The organism is Helicobacter aurati, assembly GCF_003364265.1.
In the GTDB taxonomy this organism is placed as follows: Bacteria; Campylobacterota; Campylobacteria; order Campylobacterales; family Helicobacteraceae; genus Helicobacter_A; species Helicobacter_A aurati.
Window position 1 is genome coordinate 1 of the sequence record NZ_NXLW01000022.1, and the last position, 17674, is coordinate 17674.

General features: G+C 34.9%; 15 protein-coding genes, 1 tRNA gene and 2 pseudogenes. 10 read left to right on the forward strand and 8 right to left on the reverse strand.

From position 1 onward, the window contains the following. Positions 1 to 420: 420 nt before the first annotated feature. Both CQA66_RS09340 and CQA66_RS08590 read right to left on the reverse strand, forming a co-directional pair. On the reverse strand, positions 421 to 570 hold the full coding sequence (locus CQA66_RS09340; protein WP_181882262.1) for a hypothetical protein: 150 nt from the start codon (positions 568 to 570) through the stop codon (positions 421 to 423). Between the two features lie 82 nt (positions 571 to 652). Further along, positions 653 to 2053, reverse strand: a complete 1401-nt coding sequence (locus CQA66_RS08590; RefSeq protein ID WP_104763734.1) for an ATP-grasp domain-containing protein — start codon at positions 2051 to 2053, stop codon at positions 653 to 655. Positions 2054 to 2102: 49 nt separating this feature from the next. Between CQA66_RS08590 and CQA66_RS08595 the strand changes: the two genes are divergently transcribed. Next, on the forward strand, positions 2103 to 2684 hold the full coding sequence (locus tag CQA66_RS08595) for a hypothetical protein (protein ID WP_104763735.1): 582 nt from the start codon (positions 2103 to 2105) through the stop codon (positions 2682 to 2684). 83 nt (positions 2685 to 2767) lie between these two features. Continuing rightward, positions 2768 to 3595, forward strand: coding sequence for a non-canonical purine NTP pyrophosphatase (locus CQA66_RS08600; RefSeq protein WP_104763736.1), 828 nt, complete (start codon positions 2768 to 2770; stop codon positions 3593 to 3595). 96 nt (positions 3596 to 3691) lie between these two features. On the opposite strand, the gene CQA66_RS08605 is transcribed toward CQA66_RS08600, so the two are convergent. The 4 genes from CQA66_RS08605 to CQA66_RS08620 form a co-directional block, all read right to left on the reverse strand. Then, a complete protein-coding gene (locus CQA66_RS08605; protein ID WP_104763737.1) occupies positions 3692 to 4207 on the reverse strand; it encodes a DinB family protein in 516 nt (171 codons plus the stop codon). A 298-nt stretch (positions 4208 to 4505) separates the two neighbouring features. Beyond that, positions 4506 to 5696 (reverse strand): phosphoethanolamine transferase, encoded by a 1191-nt coding sequence (locus CQA66_RS08610; protein WP_104763738.1) that lies wholly within the window; start codon positions 5694 to 5696, stop codon positions 4506 to 4508. A 45-nt stretch (positions 5697 to 5741) separates the two neighbouring features. After that, the gene (locus tag CQA66_RS08615; protein WP_104763739.1) at positions 5742 to 6023 is read right to left on the reverse strand and encodes a hypothetical protein; all 282 of its coding nucleotides are present in this window, start codon (positions 6021 to 6023) and stop codon (positions 5742 to 5744) included. A 123-nt stretch (positions 6024 to 6146) separates the two neighbouring features. Then, positions 6147 to 7100 (reverse strand): UDP-glucuronic acid decarboxylase family protein, encoded by a 954-nt coding sequence (locus CQA66_RS08620; RefSeq protein WP_104763740.1) that lies wholly within the window; start codon positions 7098 to 7100, stop codon positions 6147 to 6149. A 313-nt stretch (positions 7101 to 7413) separates the two neighbouring features. On the opposite strand from CQA66_RS08620, the gene exbB reads away from it, so the two are divergent. From exbB to CQA66_RS09715, 6 genes and pseudogenes are all read left to right on the forward strand, one after another. After that, positions 7414 to 7851: a TonB-system energizer ExbB gene (gene exbB / locus CQA66_RS08625; protein ID WP_104763746.1), complete on the forward strand. Its 438-nt coding sequence runs from the start codon at positions 7414 to 7416 to the stop codon at positions 7849 to 7851. A 22-nt stretch (positions 7852 to 7873) separates the two neighbouring features. Further along, entirely contained in the window at positions 7874 to 8263 is a 390-nt protein-coding gene (exbD, locus tag CQA66_RS08630; RefSeq protein ID WP_104763741.1) for a TonB system transport protein ExbD, read from the forward strand. Beyond that, positions 8229 to 8978 (forward strand): TonB family protein, encoded by a 750-nt coding sequence (locus CQA66_RS08635; RefSeq protein WP_104763742.1) that lies wholly within the window; start codon positions 8229 to 8231, stop codon positions 8976 to 8978. The genes exbD and CQA66_RS08635 overlap by 35 nt, the downstream gene beginning before the upstream one ends. A 327-nt stretch (positions 8979 to 9305) precedes the next feature. Further along, positions 9306 to 9381 (forward strand) — tRNA-Phe (locus tag CQA66_RS08640). A 596-nt stretch (positions 9382 to 9977) separates the two neighbouring features. Further along, a pseudogene (locus tag CQA66_RS09710) lies at positions 9978 to 10737 on the forward strand (anaerobic C4-dicarboxylate transporter); the annotation flags it as partial. A gap of 414 nt (positions 10738 to 11151) precedes the next feature. Next, positions 11152 to 11728: pseudogene (locus CQA66_RS09715) on the forward strand (anaerobic C4-dicarboxylate transporter family protein); the annotation flags it as partial. 101 nt (positions 11729 to 11829) lie between these two features. Here CQA66_RS09715 and mnmL read toward each other — a convergent pair. Together mnmL and purF are read right to left on the reverse strand one after the other, a co-directional pair. Then, a complete protein-coding gene (mnmL, locus tag CQA66_RS08650; protein WP_104763743.1) occupies positions 11830 to 12885 on the reverse strand; it encodes a tRNA modification radical SAM protein MnmL/YtqA in 1056 nt (351 codons plus the stop codon). Positions 12886 to 12895: 10 nt separating this feature from the next. Next, positions 12896 to 14284, reverse strand: a complete 1389-nt coding sequence (gene purF / locus CQA66_RS08655) for an amidophosphoribosyltransferase (RefSeq protein ID WP_104763747.1) — start codon at positions 14282 to 14284, stop codon at positions 12896 to 12898. Between the two features lie 225 nt (positions 14285 to 14509). Here purF and CQA66_RS08660 point away from each other — a divergent pair, with 225 nt between their 5' ends. Beyond that, positions 14510 to 15808 carry an amidohydrolase family protein gene (locus CQA66_RS08660; protein ID WP_104763744.1) on the forward strand — a complete coding sequence of 433 codons (1299 nt, stop codon included), beginning with the start codon at positions 14510 to 14512 and terminating at the stop codon, positions 15806 to 15808. A gap of 192 nt (positions 15809 to 16000) precedes the next feature. After that, on the forward strand, positions 16001 to 17674 hold a 1674-nt coding region (locus CQA66_RS08665; RefSeq protein WP_147289229.1), incomplete at its 3' end, for a methyl-accepting chemotaxis protein.

The following is a 17674-nucleotide window of genomic DNA, read 5'->3' on the forward strand; positions in this document are numbered from 1 at the left end:
CAGAATGTAGAGATAGCCAATCATTCACAAAAGATAAGCAATACAGTAGATACTATTGCAAGCAAGATATTAGATGATGTGAATAAGAAGAAGTTTTAAGGATTTAATAATTTAAAGCAGATAAGCTTGTATTAAGAGGAAGTAAAGTTCTCCTTTCTTCCCGATAAGTCTTAATGCAATGTTTAATTCCCTATGCCCAATTTCAAGAAGATTCTATTCTCTGTCATGTTAAACCTTGCAAGGTGAAGAATCTCCTGATTGTTATATTGATTCTCCTCTTTGTCATGTTGAGCGTTAGCGAAACATCTCATTTGAATCTAACTTTGTCATACTGAACGCATGTGAAACATCTTTGTCATTCTGAAGTTTCGTAGAAACTGAAGAATCTCTATAAGAATCCATTGAGTGAGATTCTACATTTTACAAAGCAGGTTTAGAATGACAAGAATCATTTTGGGATTCTACATTTTGAGATTCTTCAGTCGTACTTCGTGCTTCTTCAGAATGACAATTTATGCTTTTGTCATACTGAGCTTGCATAGCAAGTGAAGTATCTCTTTGAGAATCCATTGAGTGAGATTCTACATTTTACAAAGCAGGTTTAGAATGACAAGGATTAGAATCTTTTTTACAATGACGAGAATCATTGTAATTATTCAATGACTTGGATACTATTCTGCAAGCTTTGTAGGGCTTGTTGCATTTGTAACTTGTTTTGAAATTTGAGAAAAACAATGCCAGCTTTATATCTTGTAGTATCCTGTATTTTCTCACCTATTTTGCCCCAAACTAAAGAATCTACAATAGAAGATTCTATAAGCGCAGAATGTTTGATTCCATTATAGAATCCATTTTTATGTGTCATTAAGCACATTCTCGCTAAAGGCTCTTGAAAATGCAATGTAGGGAAATACGTTTTATTTTTAGTGTTAACAAGGTGATCGCCTATTATCAATCTATTGATAAGCATGTCATTCTTGAAAATATATTGAGGTCGCGAATCTTGAGACAGAATAGATGATTCTGAAATTTTTGTAGGTTCATTAGCATAAATATTGTGTAGTTGTAGATTATTATGCAATGCAATAGCGATTTGCATGTAATCAATGCGGCAAGATTTCGCAATAAACTCTGAATACAAATCTCCTCCTGCTCTACGACAAGCCTCGATAATAAAAGGCTTTTTCTCTCCTCTAGGAGTGGTTGTAAGGATAATTTGTGTATGAAAGATTCCATCTTGTAGATGTAAAATTCTTGCAATCTCTTCAATTTGTTCGACAATTTCTTGGATAAGCGGGCTTGAAAAGGTATCGCTTGTTGTTGTCCCAGAAACAGCGAATGGATTATAGTCGTGGAATTCATTGTCATAAAAGTAAAATATAACTTTTTGTTGTTTCAGCAATACGGTAAATCCGTGATTACTTCCTTCCAGAAATTCTTCTACAATAATCTGTTTATTCCTTGAGCATTCCATTGCTTGTTGAATATTTTCACTTATGTCTGTATTCTTGGATAATGTAACCGAGCTTATTCCTTTGCCTGTTGCAAAATCAGTAGGCTTGATAATAATCTTACAATTTTGAAAGATACGCGGAATATGATAAAGCGCAGATTCTTTGTCCGCAAATCCTTGTGCTTTGGGTGTGGTAAGATTATTTTTTTGTAGAAATTCACGCCATAAATTTTTATGATGTATGGTTTTGGCTGTTTCAAAGCTATCGAATTTTCCTATATGTAAATGCTCTGATATGAAGCTACAAGTAAGTGCGGAAAAATCATCACACGCAGGAAACAGCGCATAAACTTGTTCTTGTTTTGCAATGTCAAGCATTGCCTCTTTATCTGAATAATCACAAAGTATTGTTTTATCTGAATATAAATGTCCCAAGTCATGGGGATTATTTCCGCTTGTAATGACAAAAAACCCCAGCCTTTTTGCTGCCTTTATAGTAGGAATATCAGTAAACTTACCACCAGCAATAAGAATTTTTCGCAATGTTGTAATCTCCTTAATTTTGTTATAGGGAATTTTAACCAAATAATGTTTTAGCATTTATTATTGCTTGTTATTATAAAAATATTTTATTTAGAAGGATTTAGTTATGAAGAATATTGGTAAAACAGTTATAGTTGGTAGTTTATTAAGTTTGATAACAAGCACTTTCTTACATGCGGCTACAATCAATCAAGCGAGTGTGCAAGTAGGATTTGTGGGCTATAAGACACCTTTTATGGCAGATGTAGCGGGAAGCTTCAAAAATATTAAATATACTTTTGGCAAAGATACAAAAACACTCAAAGGGACATTGCAAGGAGCAACTGCTGTGATTGTGCCTACAAGTAGTAATATTACAGACATCGAAGAAGCAACCAATAATATGAACAAAGTATTTTTCCCTGCATTAACTGGCAAAAATACTATTCAAGTAACATTTGTAAAAGTCGTGGAAGGTGATGGAAAAGGGCTTATTAGCGCGCGTATAGCTATTGGCAAAGAATCTTGCATTGTGCCATTAGAATATACAATCGTAGATAATAAACTCATTGCAAAAGGCAAGCTTGATTTGAATAACTTTAGCAATGCTAGTAAGGCGTTACAGGCATTAAGTGCGGCTGCGGCTGGGCATGCTGGAATTTCATGGGCGAATGTAGATATTAGCTTTAGTGCGGAACTTGCCAAGTAGCTGCTGTTGTGCATAGTATCGACATTCTAATAGCCCAATACAAATAGCAATAATATAAATAGCTTTATCACTCAAGGGAATATATGCTACACTCTCACAGAATGCAAAATCATTTGTTTGTGGCAGCAACTAATAATTCCCATAAGATTCAGGAAATTCAAGAAATATTTCATGGAGATATTCTAACTCCTAGAGAAATTGGTATTAAGGATTTCGCTCCTTTAGAAACTGCTTTAACATTTGAGGGCAATGCTACGATAAAGGCGCATGCATTATTGGATAGGATAAAGGAATCTTTTCACACTTTGTGCGCGTTGTTTCCCAATAAAACACGATTGCTTATTCTTGCTGATGATAGTGGATTATGTGTGGATGTACTTGCTGGTTTACCGGGTATTTATTCTGCGAGATATGCGACATTGTGTCAACAGGGTTTATTGCAAGATTCTTGCACAAACGACGTTAAGAATAGGGAAGCATTGAAGCGAGCATTATTACACAAAGGATTTGTTGCAAGTCAAGCGTTTTTTCAATGTTGCATTGCTTATATTATCGTGGAATTAGATTCTATAAGTCAAGATTTATCTCAATGTATACAGGGTGTAACACACGGTACTTGTGATGGTGTAGTAGCAGTTAAAGAATGCGGAGAGTATGGATTTGGCTATGATAGTATGTTTTATAGTGAATACGATAAGGGCTTATTTATGCAATATGCTGTGCCGTTAGATTCTAATGATTCTAATCCTGATTGTATGGCTTATGGGATTCCGATTCAATCTTCCGAATATTTCTTAGAATCATTAAAATGCTCATTTGCTTGTTTGTTGCCGCAGCAAAAAAACGTAATTTCCCATCGTTTTCAAGCACTTTTGCAGTTAAGAAATAACATTGCTGATTTTCTATCTTAGCTCTTTATTAAGAATGTAAGTTTTCAATCATTTTTGTAAAAAGATGGCTAAATGATTGAATGAGTAGCAATACGTTGACGTTAAGTTGTGCTTGCATTACATATCAAGCATGCCGGCAAAGTCATTGTTAATTTTGTACGTGTCTAATATCCCGGCGATTTGTCCTCTGTGATGCGTAGCATGATTGAGTACCGCAAGTATCAAATGCGCTCTAGTTTTATGGAATGTTATGTTTGGAAGTGATAACGTAATGATTTTATTAAAATCATCAATATGATTAATCACCTCAATCATTCTTGTATTTACTCGCTCTTGGAAGCTAACAAAATGTTTAATATCACTTACAATCGATTCAGCAAGAGTAAAATCTGGCTTCATAGAGTTTAGAATCTCCGTTAAATCAGTTGGCTTATATTCTATGTAATTATCGATTTGTGCTAAGAATAATCCAATAGTACCGCAAAGACTATGAGCGGCAGTTTGCATGATGCTGCCATAGTATAATCCGCAATCTTTATAGAGCAATTCCGATTCTAAAGTTTGGAGTAAAGCACTCATTTTTTTGTCTGCATGTTGGTTGTATTTTGCTTGAAGTAGAATTGTTTCTTTCATAATTGTCCTTGTAACTTATTTAGAGACTAAGCATACAAAAATTTACTGTAGATTGAGTTAATGTAAACTTCAACAACGTATTGTTAGAAGTTATACAAATAGTTGATGTTCTTATTTATATGATTGAATGACTTTATCATAATCAATGCCTATATAAAGCCCTTTCGTTCTTGATTGTAGTTTTCGCTAAAAATATTGCGCTTATCCTCAAATCCTTCTATATATTGTAAATTAAAAAAGCCCAAAAATGAATGAATAAAATCATCGCTCATTTGAGGTTTGTGCAAGGCATTTTCTATTAAAGTAATTTGTGTTTGATGATTCGTTTGTGTTTATCTGTTGTGTAAATCATAAATGGGATCTCTACCATAAAATGTGATTTCCCTCCGTGTCCAGCGATACCTCGTGTCTCATAGAGTTCTTCCCCATGGTCACTTAAATAAAAAATAATCGCATTGTCGTTTTGGAAACGTTCGATGATGCTCGCTACAATGAAGTCGTTATATAGTACCGCATTAAGATAGTGACGTTTATTTGCCCTTTGCGCAGGAGTAAGCTTGTATGCTCCTTGAATAGATTCTACGTCTTTGTCTGTGAAATGGGCTTTGTTTGGTGGGTATCTAAATTGATAAAACCAATGAGTTCCTACTAAGTGTATGATGTAAGCTTGTTTTTGTTTTGTATTTTGTTGTTTTATAGAGTCTAAAAGTGGCAATATAGATTCATCATATTTTCCATATTTTGCAAAGGACGCGTTATCGGCCTGCTTGGCGATACTTGTAGCGACACTTTCGTGTGCTGTTGTGCCCGGCTGATTGCTAATCCATGTCGTATTGTAGCCTGCAATCTTTAGAATATCTATTATGTTAAATTGAGAAAACCAAGGAATTGCATTATTCTCATAATTGTTTATAGTTAGGACTTTTTCTAAGGAGGCATTTGTAGAAGTGGCGGGTGAGATGATATTGTCAAATATAAAGAGATTTTTGCTTTTTGCGAATTCAAGAAGGTTTGGTGAGGTTGCTAATGAGAATCCATAAAGACTCATATATCCTCTTTGTGTGCTTTCCCCAAGAATAATTACAATGTATGGTGGTTGCCCCCCTATATTTTGTTGTGTGCTTATGTGCTGCATCTTGGCTATGGAATCTACTTTACTTGTCAAGAATTGTTTATGTGCAACGGTTATACGCATTGCTTGCATCTTTGCCTCTTGGAATGCAACAATGATTCTATAAAGCGCATTGCTATATTTATAATCTCTTACTGTAAAAGCAAAACAAAGTACAGCAAATAAGAAAGCAACCTTGCTTGAAAATGTGAATCTTGGTAGATTGAGCTTATAAATTAAGGCACCGAGCAATAAGAGGATTAATACAAATACAGGGAATGAAGTTTTTGTATCGGTAATTTGCAAGAGATTCACATTAGCATAAAATTGCAAAAATTCTTGCACTTCATTAAGGTTTGTGCTTAAGAATATATCCATAAATAAGGCATTAACAAGAGAGCCAAATTGTGTCAACAATAATAATTAAATAAGAATTATTATTGTATAGAATATTATTAATAGTTTAGTAAGAATTCTTGTTATTTTTTTATTGGGAATGCAGTGTAAAGCAATCCATATAAGCATAAGGAAGCCCACATTAAAGGTGAGAGTTTTAAAAAATATACTAAAAATCTGCGATATTTGTAAGTCAAAATTGATAATAGAAGCATAGAGATAAAGGGCAATATTGGTTAGTAGAAGATAGTAAAACGTTTTATCTAAAGAGGTTTTATGTTGTGTAATGTTGCGTAATATTTTTTGCATCATTTTCCTTTAAGTCCAATTTCCAAAGATTAAATTTATTGAGGATTCTAATATCTTTTTCTTGTGCTTTAGAGTAGCAAAGGCTTTGGTGCGTAAGGGTTGCAGAATTATTTTTCAGATTCTTTAAGGTGAAGTGGATTTTAGAATCCCTTTAAAATAAGCAATTGTTTTTTCCAAGCCTTCTTTAAGTTCTATTGTGGGTTGCCATGAGAGTTCCTTTTTTGCAAGAGTAATGTCTGGTTGTCTCTGCTTCGGGTCGTCTTGCGGTAAAGGCAAAAAAACAAGTTTCGATTGAGATTGCGTCAGGGAAAGTACATTGTTGGCAAGTTCAATCATACTAAATTCATTGGGATTGCCAATATTCACGGGTCCATAGAATCCGTCCCTGCTATCCATAAGCCTTATCATTCCATTAATCAAATCATCGACATAGCAAAAACTTCTCGTTTGTTTGCCTTCACCATAGATTGTAATATCCTCACCTTTGAGTGCCTGAATGATAAAGTTACTCACCACTCGTCCATCATTTGGGTGCATACGAGGACCATAGGTATTGAAGATTCTCATCACTTTGATATTGAGGTTATGCTGTCTTTGATAGTCAAAGAATAATGTTTCCGCACATCGCTTTCCCTCATCATAACAAGCGCGAATGCCAATAGGATTCACACTGCCTTTATAGGATTCTATTTGCGGATGGATTTCAGGATCGCCATAGACTTCGCTGGTAGAAGCTTGAAGAATCGTCGCCTTTACCCTTTTGGCTAATCCTAGCATATTGATTGCGCCCATTACAGAAGTTTTAGTCGTTTGCACGGGGTCAAATTGATAATGCACAGGACTAGCTGGGCAGGCGAGATTATAAATCTCATCGACTTCTACATAAAGAGGGAAAGTTACATCGTGGCGCATAAATTCAAAGCGAGGGTTTGTAAGTAGATGAGCAATGTTTTGTTTTGTGCCTGTGAAGAGATTATCTACACAAAGCACCTCATCGCCCCTTTCGAGGAGCTTTTCACATAAATGCGAGCCTAAGAAGCCAGCACCGCCTGTTACAAGTATCTTTTTGTTAAGCATTAGGTATTCCTTATTTGGAATCAAAATACGAAGTCGTTATTATAGCATTAATTGTGATTGACGCGATAGTTGCAATCTTTAAAGTTGTTGGTGGACTTTTTATCAAAATGATTTGATTGAAGCAAAAATATACGTGGAATTGTGCCTTTCTTTTAGGATAGGAATAGGGTTATGGTGTTAAAGATTGTTAGTGATTCTATGGATAATGTGCTAGTTTAAAATTAAAAATTAATATTATTTAGATATAATTAGATATAGAGCAAATACAAATAATTTTTTATTATATTTTAGGAGATTGATTTTGGAAAATTTTATGGAGTTTTTAAAGATTTATCTTGATCCTTTGATATTTAGCATTCTGGGCTTTATGGCATTGCTTGTTATTTATTTCAGTATCGAACGTTTATTATTCTATATCCGTGTGAAGTTGGATTCTTATCAGGACGTACGTGAATTAGAAGAGGATGTGAGCAAAAATCTCACTTTACTTTATATTATTTATTCCAATGCGCCGTATGTTGGGCTTTTAGGAACTGTTGTCGGCATTATGGTGGTGTTTTATGAAATGGGTGGAAGTGGTAATATTGATGTAAAAAGCATTACATTGGGTTTGTCTATGGCGTTAAAAGCAACTGCACTTGGGCTTTTGGTGGCTATTCCAACACTTATGATCTATAATATTTTTTTACGTTTAGCGGATAAGAAAATTAATCGTTATAAAATTTATAAGTCAAAAAATATTGAAAAGTAATTTTAAGAAATAAGGAAGAACCATGAAGATTAAACGAGGAGACGGATTAAATATTGTTCCTTTTATTGATGTGATGCTTGTATTATTAGCCCTTGTTTTGTCTATTTCTACATTTATATCGCAAGGCAAAATAAAAGTTGATATTCCCGTTGCAAGTAGTTCTCAACAAGATAAAAACGACGATAAGCCTTTTTTAATCGTTATAGATAATCAGAATAAAATTTACGTTGACGATAAGGAAGTCAGCAAGGATAATTTAGCGAGTCTCATACAGAATATTCCTAATGATAGAATGGTGAGTTTTAAGGGAGATAAGGATTCTAGTTTGGATAGTTTAGTTTTTGTCATTGATCAGCTCACTAAGAAGGGACACGAACATGATAAATTCAGAATTGATACGCAACGTCATTAAAAATTCTAGCACCTATGGTATTTTGTTGTCCGCACTAGGAGGGATTAGCATTTTTCTTTATAGTATTTATAATACAAACATTTTTGTGCATGAAAAAGAAACGGGTGATAATTTTGTAACCATTCAATTGTCTGCTTTCGCTCCCCCAAGTCCAGATCCTATAGCAGAGCAGATTCAAAAGCCCAAGCATAAACCACAACATCGCAAGTATAAAAAACATAAAGAAAGGATAGAAGCTCCGACAAAACCCGTGCCTACTCCATTTCAAGCTATGGAAAAAATACAGCAGGAAACACAAAAAACTAGTGAGCAAATTCATGAATTGCAAGAAACTAAAGAAGTGCCAGTAGCACAAACTGCTACTACCGTGCAATCAAATCCAGATGCACAAGCCCAACAGAATATTCGGACTATACGTTTTTCAGATGGAGTTGATAATGCGTTTTTACGTGCTATACGGTCTGCTGTGGAAAAAAGACATAAATATCCTAATCTTGCGCAGCAAAGAGGCTTTGAAGGTGAAGTTTTAGTAAAGTTTTTGATTGCTACAAACGGTGAAGTCTCTAAGATACAGATTGTAAGAGCTTGCCCTCACGATGTATTAAACAAAGCAGCAATAAAAACAGTGCAAAAAGCTTCAAGAGATTTTCCTAAACCTAACGAAACAACTTATATTGAGATTCCAATCGCCTATACATTAAATAATCATTTTTGATTCTTGTTTGTTAGTTTACAGTAGGGTATCGTAAGGTTTTGACGCTTTTAATATTTAATATAAGGTTATGTTCAATTTTAGTTTTAATTTGAACGGCTTATATTAAGAGTCATTTTATTGATAGATTCGCTTAGTGTAGTTATTTGTTTTATTGGAGATTCCTATTTTTTGAAATAAGTATTTATTGGATTTGCAAGAAATATCTTTAAAGTTCTTTGTTACATTGAATAACAAGTTTAGGAATCTATTCATTAAGAATATAAGGGAGTTTTTAAGTGCTTTTTAAGTTTTTTACGATATAATTTCAGTCTTTGTGAGTTGGGATAAGGCTCGATAGCTCAGTCGGTAGAGCAAAGGACTGAAAATCCTTGTGTCGGCAGTTCGATTCTGCCTCGAGCCACCATTTTAAATATGGTTTTTTACTATTCTCTTTAATGTTGCTGTTTCTTTACTTTGTAGTATGTATTAATAATATTTTTTCATTTTTGTTATAGTATTGAGTCGCACTATTGAACTTGTAGCATGAATTATTCTTTTATAAACTCCTTTATTAAATTTTTTATTTATTGTTTCTCGATAAATAAGCGATAGCTAAGAAATCTAATAGCTTTATCGCAAGCCTTATACCTTAGGCGATTTTACTTTATATTTGTGCTACATTTCGGGCATTGTACAAGAGGCTTACCTTTATAATATAAAGTTAAATCTTAGTTTCCTCATTAGAATTTGCAAGATTCGCACTTAGCTTATTATTTCTCTCCACATGCGCGTTGATAATAAATGATATTGTTTTTCTTTAGTATTGGGCAAAGCTTGGTTTATTTCAAGTTAAGATTCTGTTCAGAAAGAGTTTGCATTGAAATAGCAATTTTCTATGCAAAGTGCCCCAAGAACAACAGATGAAGCCATGCGAATGAAGACATAATTTTCATAACTTATACATAATGGATACAGGAGGTTACGTTATAATTTCGTCATTTATTAGACAAGGAAGGTGAAATGGACATTATGCTGATCTTACAGATAGTGGCGTTATTTGGGGCAATTTTTTAGGGATTCGATTGGGTGGCATGGCAATCGGTTACGCGGGGGATTGGGTGTTCTGATTTTATGTTTAGGGTTAGGTATGCAGCCTGGCGATATTCCGTTTGATGTTATTCTTATTATTATGTCTGTTATTGCGGCTATTGCAGCTATGCAGGTTGCTGGCGGTCTTGATTATATGGTACAAATTGCTGAGAAAATTTTACGTAAAAATCCAAAATATATCAACTACTTAGCTCCCACAGTTACTTATTTTCTTACATTGCTAGCTGGCACTGGACATACAGCATTTTCTGTGATTCCTGTTATTATTGAGGTAGCCAAAGAACAAAACATCAAGCCTTCGGCACCGCTCTCTATTGCTGTGGTTGCTTCTCAAATTGCTATTACAGCTAGCCCTGTAAGCGCAGCGGTAGTGTATATGAGTGGCGCATTAGAAGAATTTGGTTGGAATTATCCAACACTTATTCTTATTTGGATTATTACAACTTTTTCTGCCTGTATGCTCACCGCATTAATTATTAGCAGATTTTTTCCGCTTGATTTAAGCAAGGATAGTGTGTATCAAGAGAGATTGCAAAAAGGGTTAATTGTAAAGCATGCTGATATTGCGTATAGACAGCTACCGAAACAAGCAAAGTTTTCTGTTGTGATATTTTTGGTAGGTGTGTTTTGTGTAGTGTTTTATGCAACAACTATTTCTGATGTTATTCGAAAACCAATGCTTAATTATGTCAATAGCTTTATTCCTAAAGATATGTCAGAGCAATTAGAAACTATTAAAAAAGAGGCATTGAAAAGTATGGCTATGATAGACAATAATCATTCGCAATCACTGCAACATGTCGTATCCTCCGCACTTTCAAACGTGCAAGAAAATTTCCTAGAATCCAAAGACCTATTTACGCAAGATTCTAAGAAAATCAATCAATATATTAAGCATTTAGAATCTACAAAAGAAAAGATCTCACAAGAGTTTGCCTTGATTCCCTCTTCATTGCAAAAGGATTTTGCTGTAACTAGAGATTCTCTGGAATCCAATCTATCGCAGCTAATTGCTAATGCAAGAGATTCTTTAACAAAAGATAATACAGACTTGGCTGTTACACTTGCGAAGTTCGTTAGAAGCTATATTGACCCCGTGCGATTACCAAGAGATGGAGCAATTATTTGTTTTATGCTTGCGATTGCTACATGTATTGTTGTGCTGTGTAAAGTAGAAACAACAAAATTATTAGATACGAATACCTTTAAATCAGGTATGACGGCTTGTATCTGCGTATTGGGTGTAGCATGGCTTGGTAATACCTTTGTGGGAGGCTATAGGGAAGAAATTGGTAATTTGGCAGGTAAGTTAGTCAATGATTATCCGTTCCTTTTGTCTCTCGCGCTTTTTTGCGCAAGCATGCTATTGTATTCACAGGCAGCGATTGCTAAGGCGATTATACCTGTTGTTATCACCGCATTGGGTATTTCTGCTACCAATACCGATTCGTCTTATATCCTAATTGCGAGTTTTGCTGCTGTTTCGGCTTTGTTTGTGCTTCCGACTTATCTTACGCTCTTAGGTGCGGTGCACATGGATGATACGGGTTCTACACGTATTGGTAAGTATATTTTCAATCATAGCTTTATTCTGCCCGGTATCGTTGCTATCGTGCTATCTGTGGATTTTGGGATTTTTGATTACCCCATTATTCATGTAGGGCAACGATTAATATGCGGTACATTTTAGTCTATTGGAATCTAATTTAGGAGGTAAATAATATTTGAGAGTGCCTTTGATGAGTGGGCAATTTATATCCTATTAATACTCTATACCCTCTCGTTTGAGTTGCTCTCGTAAATATCTCATTTGTATATTTTTATCAAAACACCACTTTGGAGCAAGTAAGCTCTCATCATGCGCCCCAGCACTTACTCTTTGCATAATGATATTGGGCGGAATAATTTTTAAAGATCGAATGATCGCCTCACCGTAATCCTCCAATGAGATGGGAGTGTATTGCCCTTTCTTATACATACGCGCTAAAGCCGTGCCCTCAACTACATAGAGAGGGTGAATTTTTAGGGAATCTACCCCATATTGAAGGATGGTTTGCAAAGAATGCAACATCATATCTAATGTTTCATTGGGTAGCCCATAAATAAGGTGTGCACACACTTTGATACCGCGTGCTCTAGTTTCTGCAAAAAGTTCTTTTACTCCTTGCATGGTATGCCCTCGATTAGTAAGAGCCAGAGTGTCCTCATAGATAGATTGGATTCCATACTCTAACCATATTTCTTTGCCTTGTTTGACGAATTCACCTAGAAAATCGAGCAATTGAGAATCTACACAATCAACCCTTGTACCAATACTCATACCTACAACGTCAGGGAAATTTAAAGCCTTTGTGTAAAGTGCCTTAAGAGTGTCAAACGGTGCGTAGGTATTTGTAAAGCTTTGGAAATAGACAAGATACTTAGAGATACCAAATTTATTTTTATGGAATTGGGAATGATAGTTGAATTGTGATTCTAATTCTTTAAGTTGATGTGAGAGAAGGGGATTGTAAGAAAGTGTAGGATTCATAGTAATTTTTGATGTATGCCATTGCATGCTGTGTTGCGATGAGGATTCTGTCTCTTTGGCGGCGAATATTGTTTTGTGAGATTCTAAAGAAGATCCTGTTTGCCCATTTTTCTTTTTCATGGAGAGTGACGGAGAGAAGCTTTCGTTTTTGCAATAAATACATCCACCTTTAGCGACAGTTCCGTCAATATTTGGGCAAGTGAATCCGCTCAATGAGATTGGAATCTTGCGTACTTTTTGTCCAAACCGTTGTTTAAAATATCTTCCAACTGTTAATACAATTTTCACTATGGAATCCTTATAGGGTATTGTTATCTATATCATGTAAATATTTGCCATCAAAGCAGGCTTGGCAATAATGATAGGAATCTTTGCTAACTGCCAATTCCAAACCCTTAAGGGAGAGGAAGCCTAAGTAATCAGCCTGAATGAAATCTTGCACTTCTTGAATGCTTTTGTTTGCGCAAATTAACTCTTTTTTATTTGGTGTGTCCACACCATAAAAGCATGGAGAAATTGTAGGCGGAGCAGAGATTAGCAGTAATATTTCTTTAGCACCAGCCTTACGTAATAATTCTACAATCGCTTTGCTTGTCGTTCCTCTGACTAAGGAATCATCAATAACAATTACCCGTTTGTTGGCAATTATTTCTTTAATAGGGTTGAGTTTTAAACGCACTTTCAACTCTCGCAGTTTTTGTGTTGGTTCAATAAACGTTCTCCCTACATAGTGGTTACGAACCAATCCTAATTCCAAAGGAATCTTGCTTTGTTGGCTATAACCAATAGCCGCGGCTAACCCACTATCTGGTACTGGCAAAACCACATCAGCTTCAAGTTTATGCTCGATAGCTAGTTGTTTGCCAAGATTCTTTCTCACTCCATAAACACTTTTTTCAAAAACAATACTATCTGGACGCGCGAAATAAATATATTCAAAAACGCATGGTCTATGGTTGTCTTGAAAAATCTTAATAGAGATAATTTTGGGTTCCTTTGTATCGTTTTGCTCAAATATTATCAGTTCTCCCGCATCAACATCTCGAATATAACGCGCTCCAATTAAGTCAAATGCGCAAGTTTCACTTGCCACTATATAACCTATCGAACCATTGCTGTTAGTGATTTCACCCAAGCTCAAAGGACGTAATCCAAATTTATCGCGCATAACAAACATTTTAGATCGACTAAGAATAATGAGGCAAAACGCTCCTTCAATTTCGTGCATAACCTGCATAATACGTGTCGTAAGCAATTCTTTCTTATTTCTTGCGATTAAATGAATGATGACCTCTGTATCGAGGTTACTTTGAAATATCGATCCCTCTGCTATAAGTGTTTGTCTTATCGTATGAGCATTTGTTAGATTGCCATTATGTACGACGGCGATTTCGCCTAAATCATAACGTGCAAATATAGGCTGTGAATCATCACTAGAATCTTTTCCAGCAGTTGCATAACGATTATGCCCTATGGCATTCTTGCCCTTGAGTTTTTTGAGCTTTTTTTTAGAAAAAACCTTTGTAACGAGTCCTTGTCCCTTGATAGTTGTGATTTTATTGTTATTGCTTGCACTAATGCCGCTTGCTTCTTGTCCTCTATGCTGCATTGCAAAGAGCGTGTAATACGAGGTAAGAGAAGCATTGTCGCAATTAAATATTCCAACAATGGCGCATTCTTCTTGCATTTTGTCTGTGAGATTTTTTGATTGCGGAGATTGCTTGGCAGAGGTGTTTGTCTGTGGCTCTTTTGAGTACTGCTGCATAAATAGCCTTATCGGGATTTAAGAGCAACATTCTATCACAATGTTTTTAATAGCAAAAAGTTAGAATCCAAATTCCAATAATCTTATTTAGTATGTTTTAGATTCCCATTATATAATATTTGAAAAACTATACAAAAGAGGTAATTTATGAGAGTGTTCCAAAATGGTAAGGTTTTTTGTCAAGATACAGGCAATTATAAAGAAGCAACACTTTGGATAGATTCGGGTAAGATTATCGCAATAGACACAAAGAATCAGCAGCCATCACAAAAAACGTTCGAATCCCTTTGTAAAGACACTCATCTTAGGGCATCGTATAATCAAAATAACGTTGAGATAATTGATTGTCGTGGATTGAGTATTCTTCCTTCGTGTATTGATGTGAATCTTTTTCCTTTGGATAAGAATCTTAATGCCAAAACAATAAAAAGTCTTGCAAAGAAAGCACTTCTAGGAGGCGTTTCAACTATTTTCCTTAATCCCTATACGCAGCCTAGCATTGACAATGAGGCAATGAATGCACTTATTCAAAGCATGGATAATAATGAAGCCATACATATTTTTCCTCTCATAGCTAATCTGATTACAACAAATGATAATAGCCTTTTAAATAATATTGATACATTGCACGCTCTTAATGATAACGCTAGGGCAATTTTTAGCTATTCCTCAATCAGCTCAAATTATTTATATCAAACTATGCAATATGCAAAAATGTTACAGATACCTCTTTGTGTGTTAGCATTTGATGAGAAAATTGAGCAAGGAGTAGCCTATGAGAGTACTTTTGCGCGTGATTTAGGGCTGCCTATGATAACGCCTATCGGGCAGCTTAAAGAAGTGGCTAAAATCAAAGAAATGGCAAAGTTTTTACAGATTCAAGTGATCTTTATGTCTATGAATATTGCTTCTTGTATTGATATGGTTTGTCATGAGAAATATTTACATGCACAAGTAGGATTGCCACATTTGATTTTTAGCGAGAGGGATATTAAAGATTATGATACAAGATATAAGATTTTTCCCCCGTTACTTACGCGTAGTAAAAAAGTAAAGCTAATTAAGCGACTACAAGATGGCAAAGTTGCGTTGCTTACAAGTATGCAGAGTGAGATTTCTGCACATTGCAAGCAAAGAGTGTTTGAATCTGCCGATGCAAGCGTCGATGGATTGGAATATTTTTTTAGTCTCGCTTATACGTCTTTGGTTAAGAGTAAGTTAATTTCTATGGAATATTTGATACAGATTCTTAGTTGCAATGCGGCTAAATTATTAGGACTACAAAAAGGCAAAATAGCTGAAGGCTATGATGCGGATTTCATGATAGTTGATTTAGAATCTGCCTATCGCATTGATAATCCATTAAGTCCTTATCATGCAATGGAAGTTTATGGAAAAATTGCACAAATGATTATTGATGGCAATCCTTATGTAATCTCACTCTAATCTCCTTACATTAATAAATAAACCACTTGCTCATTATTAAGTAATAATAGAAATTTTTTACCAAAATTGGTAAAAAAGTATCATTTTATCAAGAATCTTTTATTAATAATTATGAAAATTCATCTTTGTTTTTTTTGTATATGTTATTAATGAAAATAACAATAAATTATCAACTTATTTTAAAGGATTATTATGAAAATGAGCATCGTCCGAAAGCTACAGATAGGCGTAGTGCTAGTATTTAGCGTTTTATCTGTTATCTTCAGTGTGTTTAATTGGTTTAGCGCGCAAGCAAATTTTATAAAGCACTCTAACCAAAATAAAAAAGCCTTGCTTGACATAACTTTATTACATATTAATAGCTATATCGGCGAGAAGCAAAATGAAATCACAGAATCAGCACTTACTCTTGAACAGAATCCGCAGTTTTTAGAGAGGGAGAATATCTATGATTTCTTGGCTAAAACAGCCCGTATGTCCGGGTTTGATGCCTTTTATATTGCTTATGTAAGTGACGGTCAAGCTATTATGAGTAGAAAAGACGAAAATTATAGTTATCCTAAGATTGTTGTAGGTCAAGACGGTGCCAATTTCGACGTCAACAAAAGGGAATGGTTTCGTAATGCAATTGCATCGGGTAGACAAGGCATTTCAAAGCCCTATATAGACTTTGTAACTGGTGATTTAGCAATTACTTTTTTTGCGCCTATTCGTAAAAATGGGGTAATTGTTGCTGAAATAATAGGAGATTTATATTTACGACAATTTTCTGAAGATATACGAGGATTAAAAGGCTCTGATACTAGTCGCATATTGCTTTTTGAAGATTTATTCTATGTAACGCCTAGTGGCAAATTTATCATGGAAGAATCAGGCAGACCTTATGTTACAAGCTTGAAAGAAGGAATACAAAAGTATGGGGATAGTCCTTTTGAATATTTCTCGCACTTTGATGGTGAATTGCGGTTTGCGGTTTGCGGTAAAGCAAGCATTGGTTGGTTTACTTGCATTACTACTTCACAATCTGATTATAGAGATGAATTGAAACAAATAGCGTTACATGCGCTATTACGACTATTGATAGGAATTGTTGTATTTGCCTTAATGACAAATATATTAGTTAAGTTTCTTTTAAATCCTTTAAAGATATTAGATAAAAATTTGCATCAATTTTTTGAATATCTTACTTATAAGATTCCAAAGTATAAGCCAGATGTTATACAAAGGAATGATGAATTAGGCGATATGTCTGATAAAATCAATAAGAATACGGAGCTAATCACCTATTTGCAAGAACAAGAAAAACTTTTACAAAAAAACTTTAACGAGGTGATACAAGAAGCAAAGCAGGGTAAATTTGGCAAGCAAATCGTTGTTCAATCTAGTAATCCAAATATGATTTCTTTATGTGGTTCTATTAATGAGATGAGTGCTAGTCTTTGTAAGCAAATTACTCCAGATTTATCGCGCATTCTTGAGGTTTTTAAAGAAGCAAATCGGGGTAATTTTCGAAATCGGATTGAAAACCCTATCGGTATGGAAGAAAGTGTCAATATGTTTATTGATAGTGTCGTAGGCATGTTGCAAACGTCACAAAATCTTGCCAATGTTCTGTATACGCAAAGCGATTCGTTAAATGTATCTATGAATAAATTACAAGAGAGCTGCACGCAGCAAGCTATTACACTAGGGCAAACTGCATCTAAGATTGATGATATTGCTAGCTCTATGAACAGTGTGAGCATTAAGAGCGGCGAGGTTATTGCACAAAGTGAAGACATTAAAAATGTAATTGGAATCATTAGAGACATTGCAGACCAAACCAATCTCTTAGCATTAAATGCAGCCATAGAAGCAGCAAGGGCA

Bases quoted from the DNA above. Each gene is read 5' to 3' on its own strand.
- CQA66_RS09340 (WP_181882262.1), bottom strand. From the start codon at position 570: ATGGATTCTCAAAGAGATACTTCACTTGCTATGCAAGCTCAGTATGAC.
- CQA66_RS08590 (WP_104763734.1), bottom strand. From the start codon at position 2,053: ATGCTAAAACATTATTTGGTTAAAATTCCCTATAACAAAATTAAGGAG.
- CQA66_RS08595 (WP_104763735.1), top strand. From the start codon at position 2,103: ATGAAGAATATTGGTAAAACAGTTATAGTTGGTAGTTTATTAAGTTTG.
- CQA66_RS08600 (WP_104763736.1), top strand. From the start codon at position 2,768: ATGCTACACTCTCACAGAATGCAAAATCATTTGTTTGTGGCAGCAACT.
- CQA66_RS08605 (WP_104763737.1), bottom strand. From the start codon at position 4,207: ATGAAAGAAACAATTCTACTTCAAGCAAAATACAACCAACATGCAGAC.
- CQA66_RS08610 (WP_104763738.1), bottom strand. From the start codon at position 5,696: ATGGATATATTCTTAAGCACAAACCTTAATGAAGTGCAAGAATTTTTG.
- CQA66_RS08615 (WP_104763739.1), bottom strand. From the start codon at position 6,023: ATGCAAAAAATATTACGCAACATTACACAACATAAAACCTCTTTAGAT.
- CQA66_RS08620 (WP_104763740.1), bottom strand. From the start codon at position 7,100: ATGCTTAACAAAAAGATACTTGTAACAGGCGGTGCTGGCTTCTTAGGC.
- exbB (WP_104763746.1), top strand. From the start codon at position 7,414: ATGGAGTTTTTAAAGATTTATCTTGATCCTTTGATATTTAGCATTCTG.
- exbD (WP_104763741.1), top strand. From the start codon at position 7,874: ATGAAGATTAAACGAGGAGACGGATTAAATATTGTTCCTTTTATTGAT.
- CQA66_RS08635 (WP_104763742.1), top strand. From the start codon at position 8,229: ATGATAAATTCAGAATTGATACGCAACGTCATTAAAAATTCTAGCACC.
- purF (WP_104763747.1), bottom strand. From the start codon at position 14,284: ATGCAAGAAGAATGCGCCATTGTTGGAATATTTAATTGCGACAATGCT.
- CQA66_RS08660 (WP_104763744.1), top strand. From the start codon at position 14,510: ATGAGAGTGTTCCAAAATGGTAAGGTTTTTTGTCAAGATACAGGCAAT.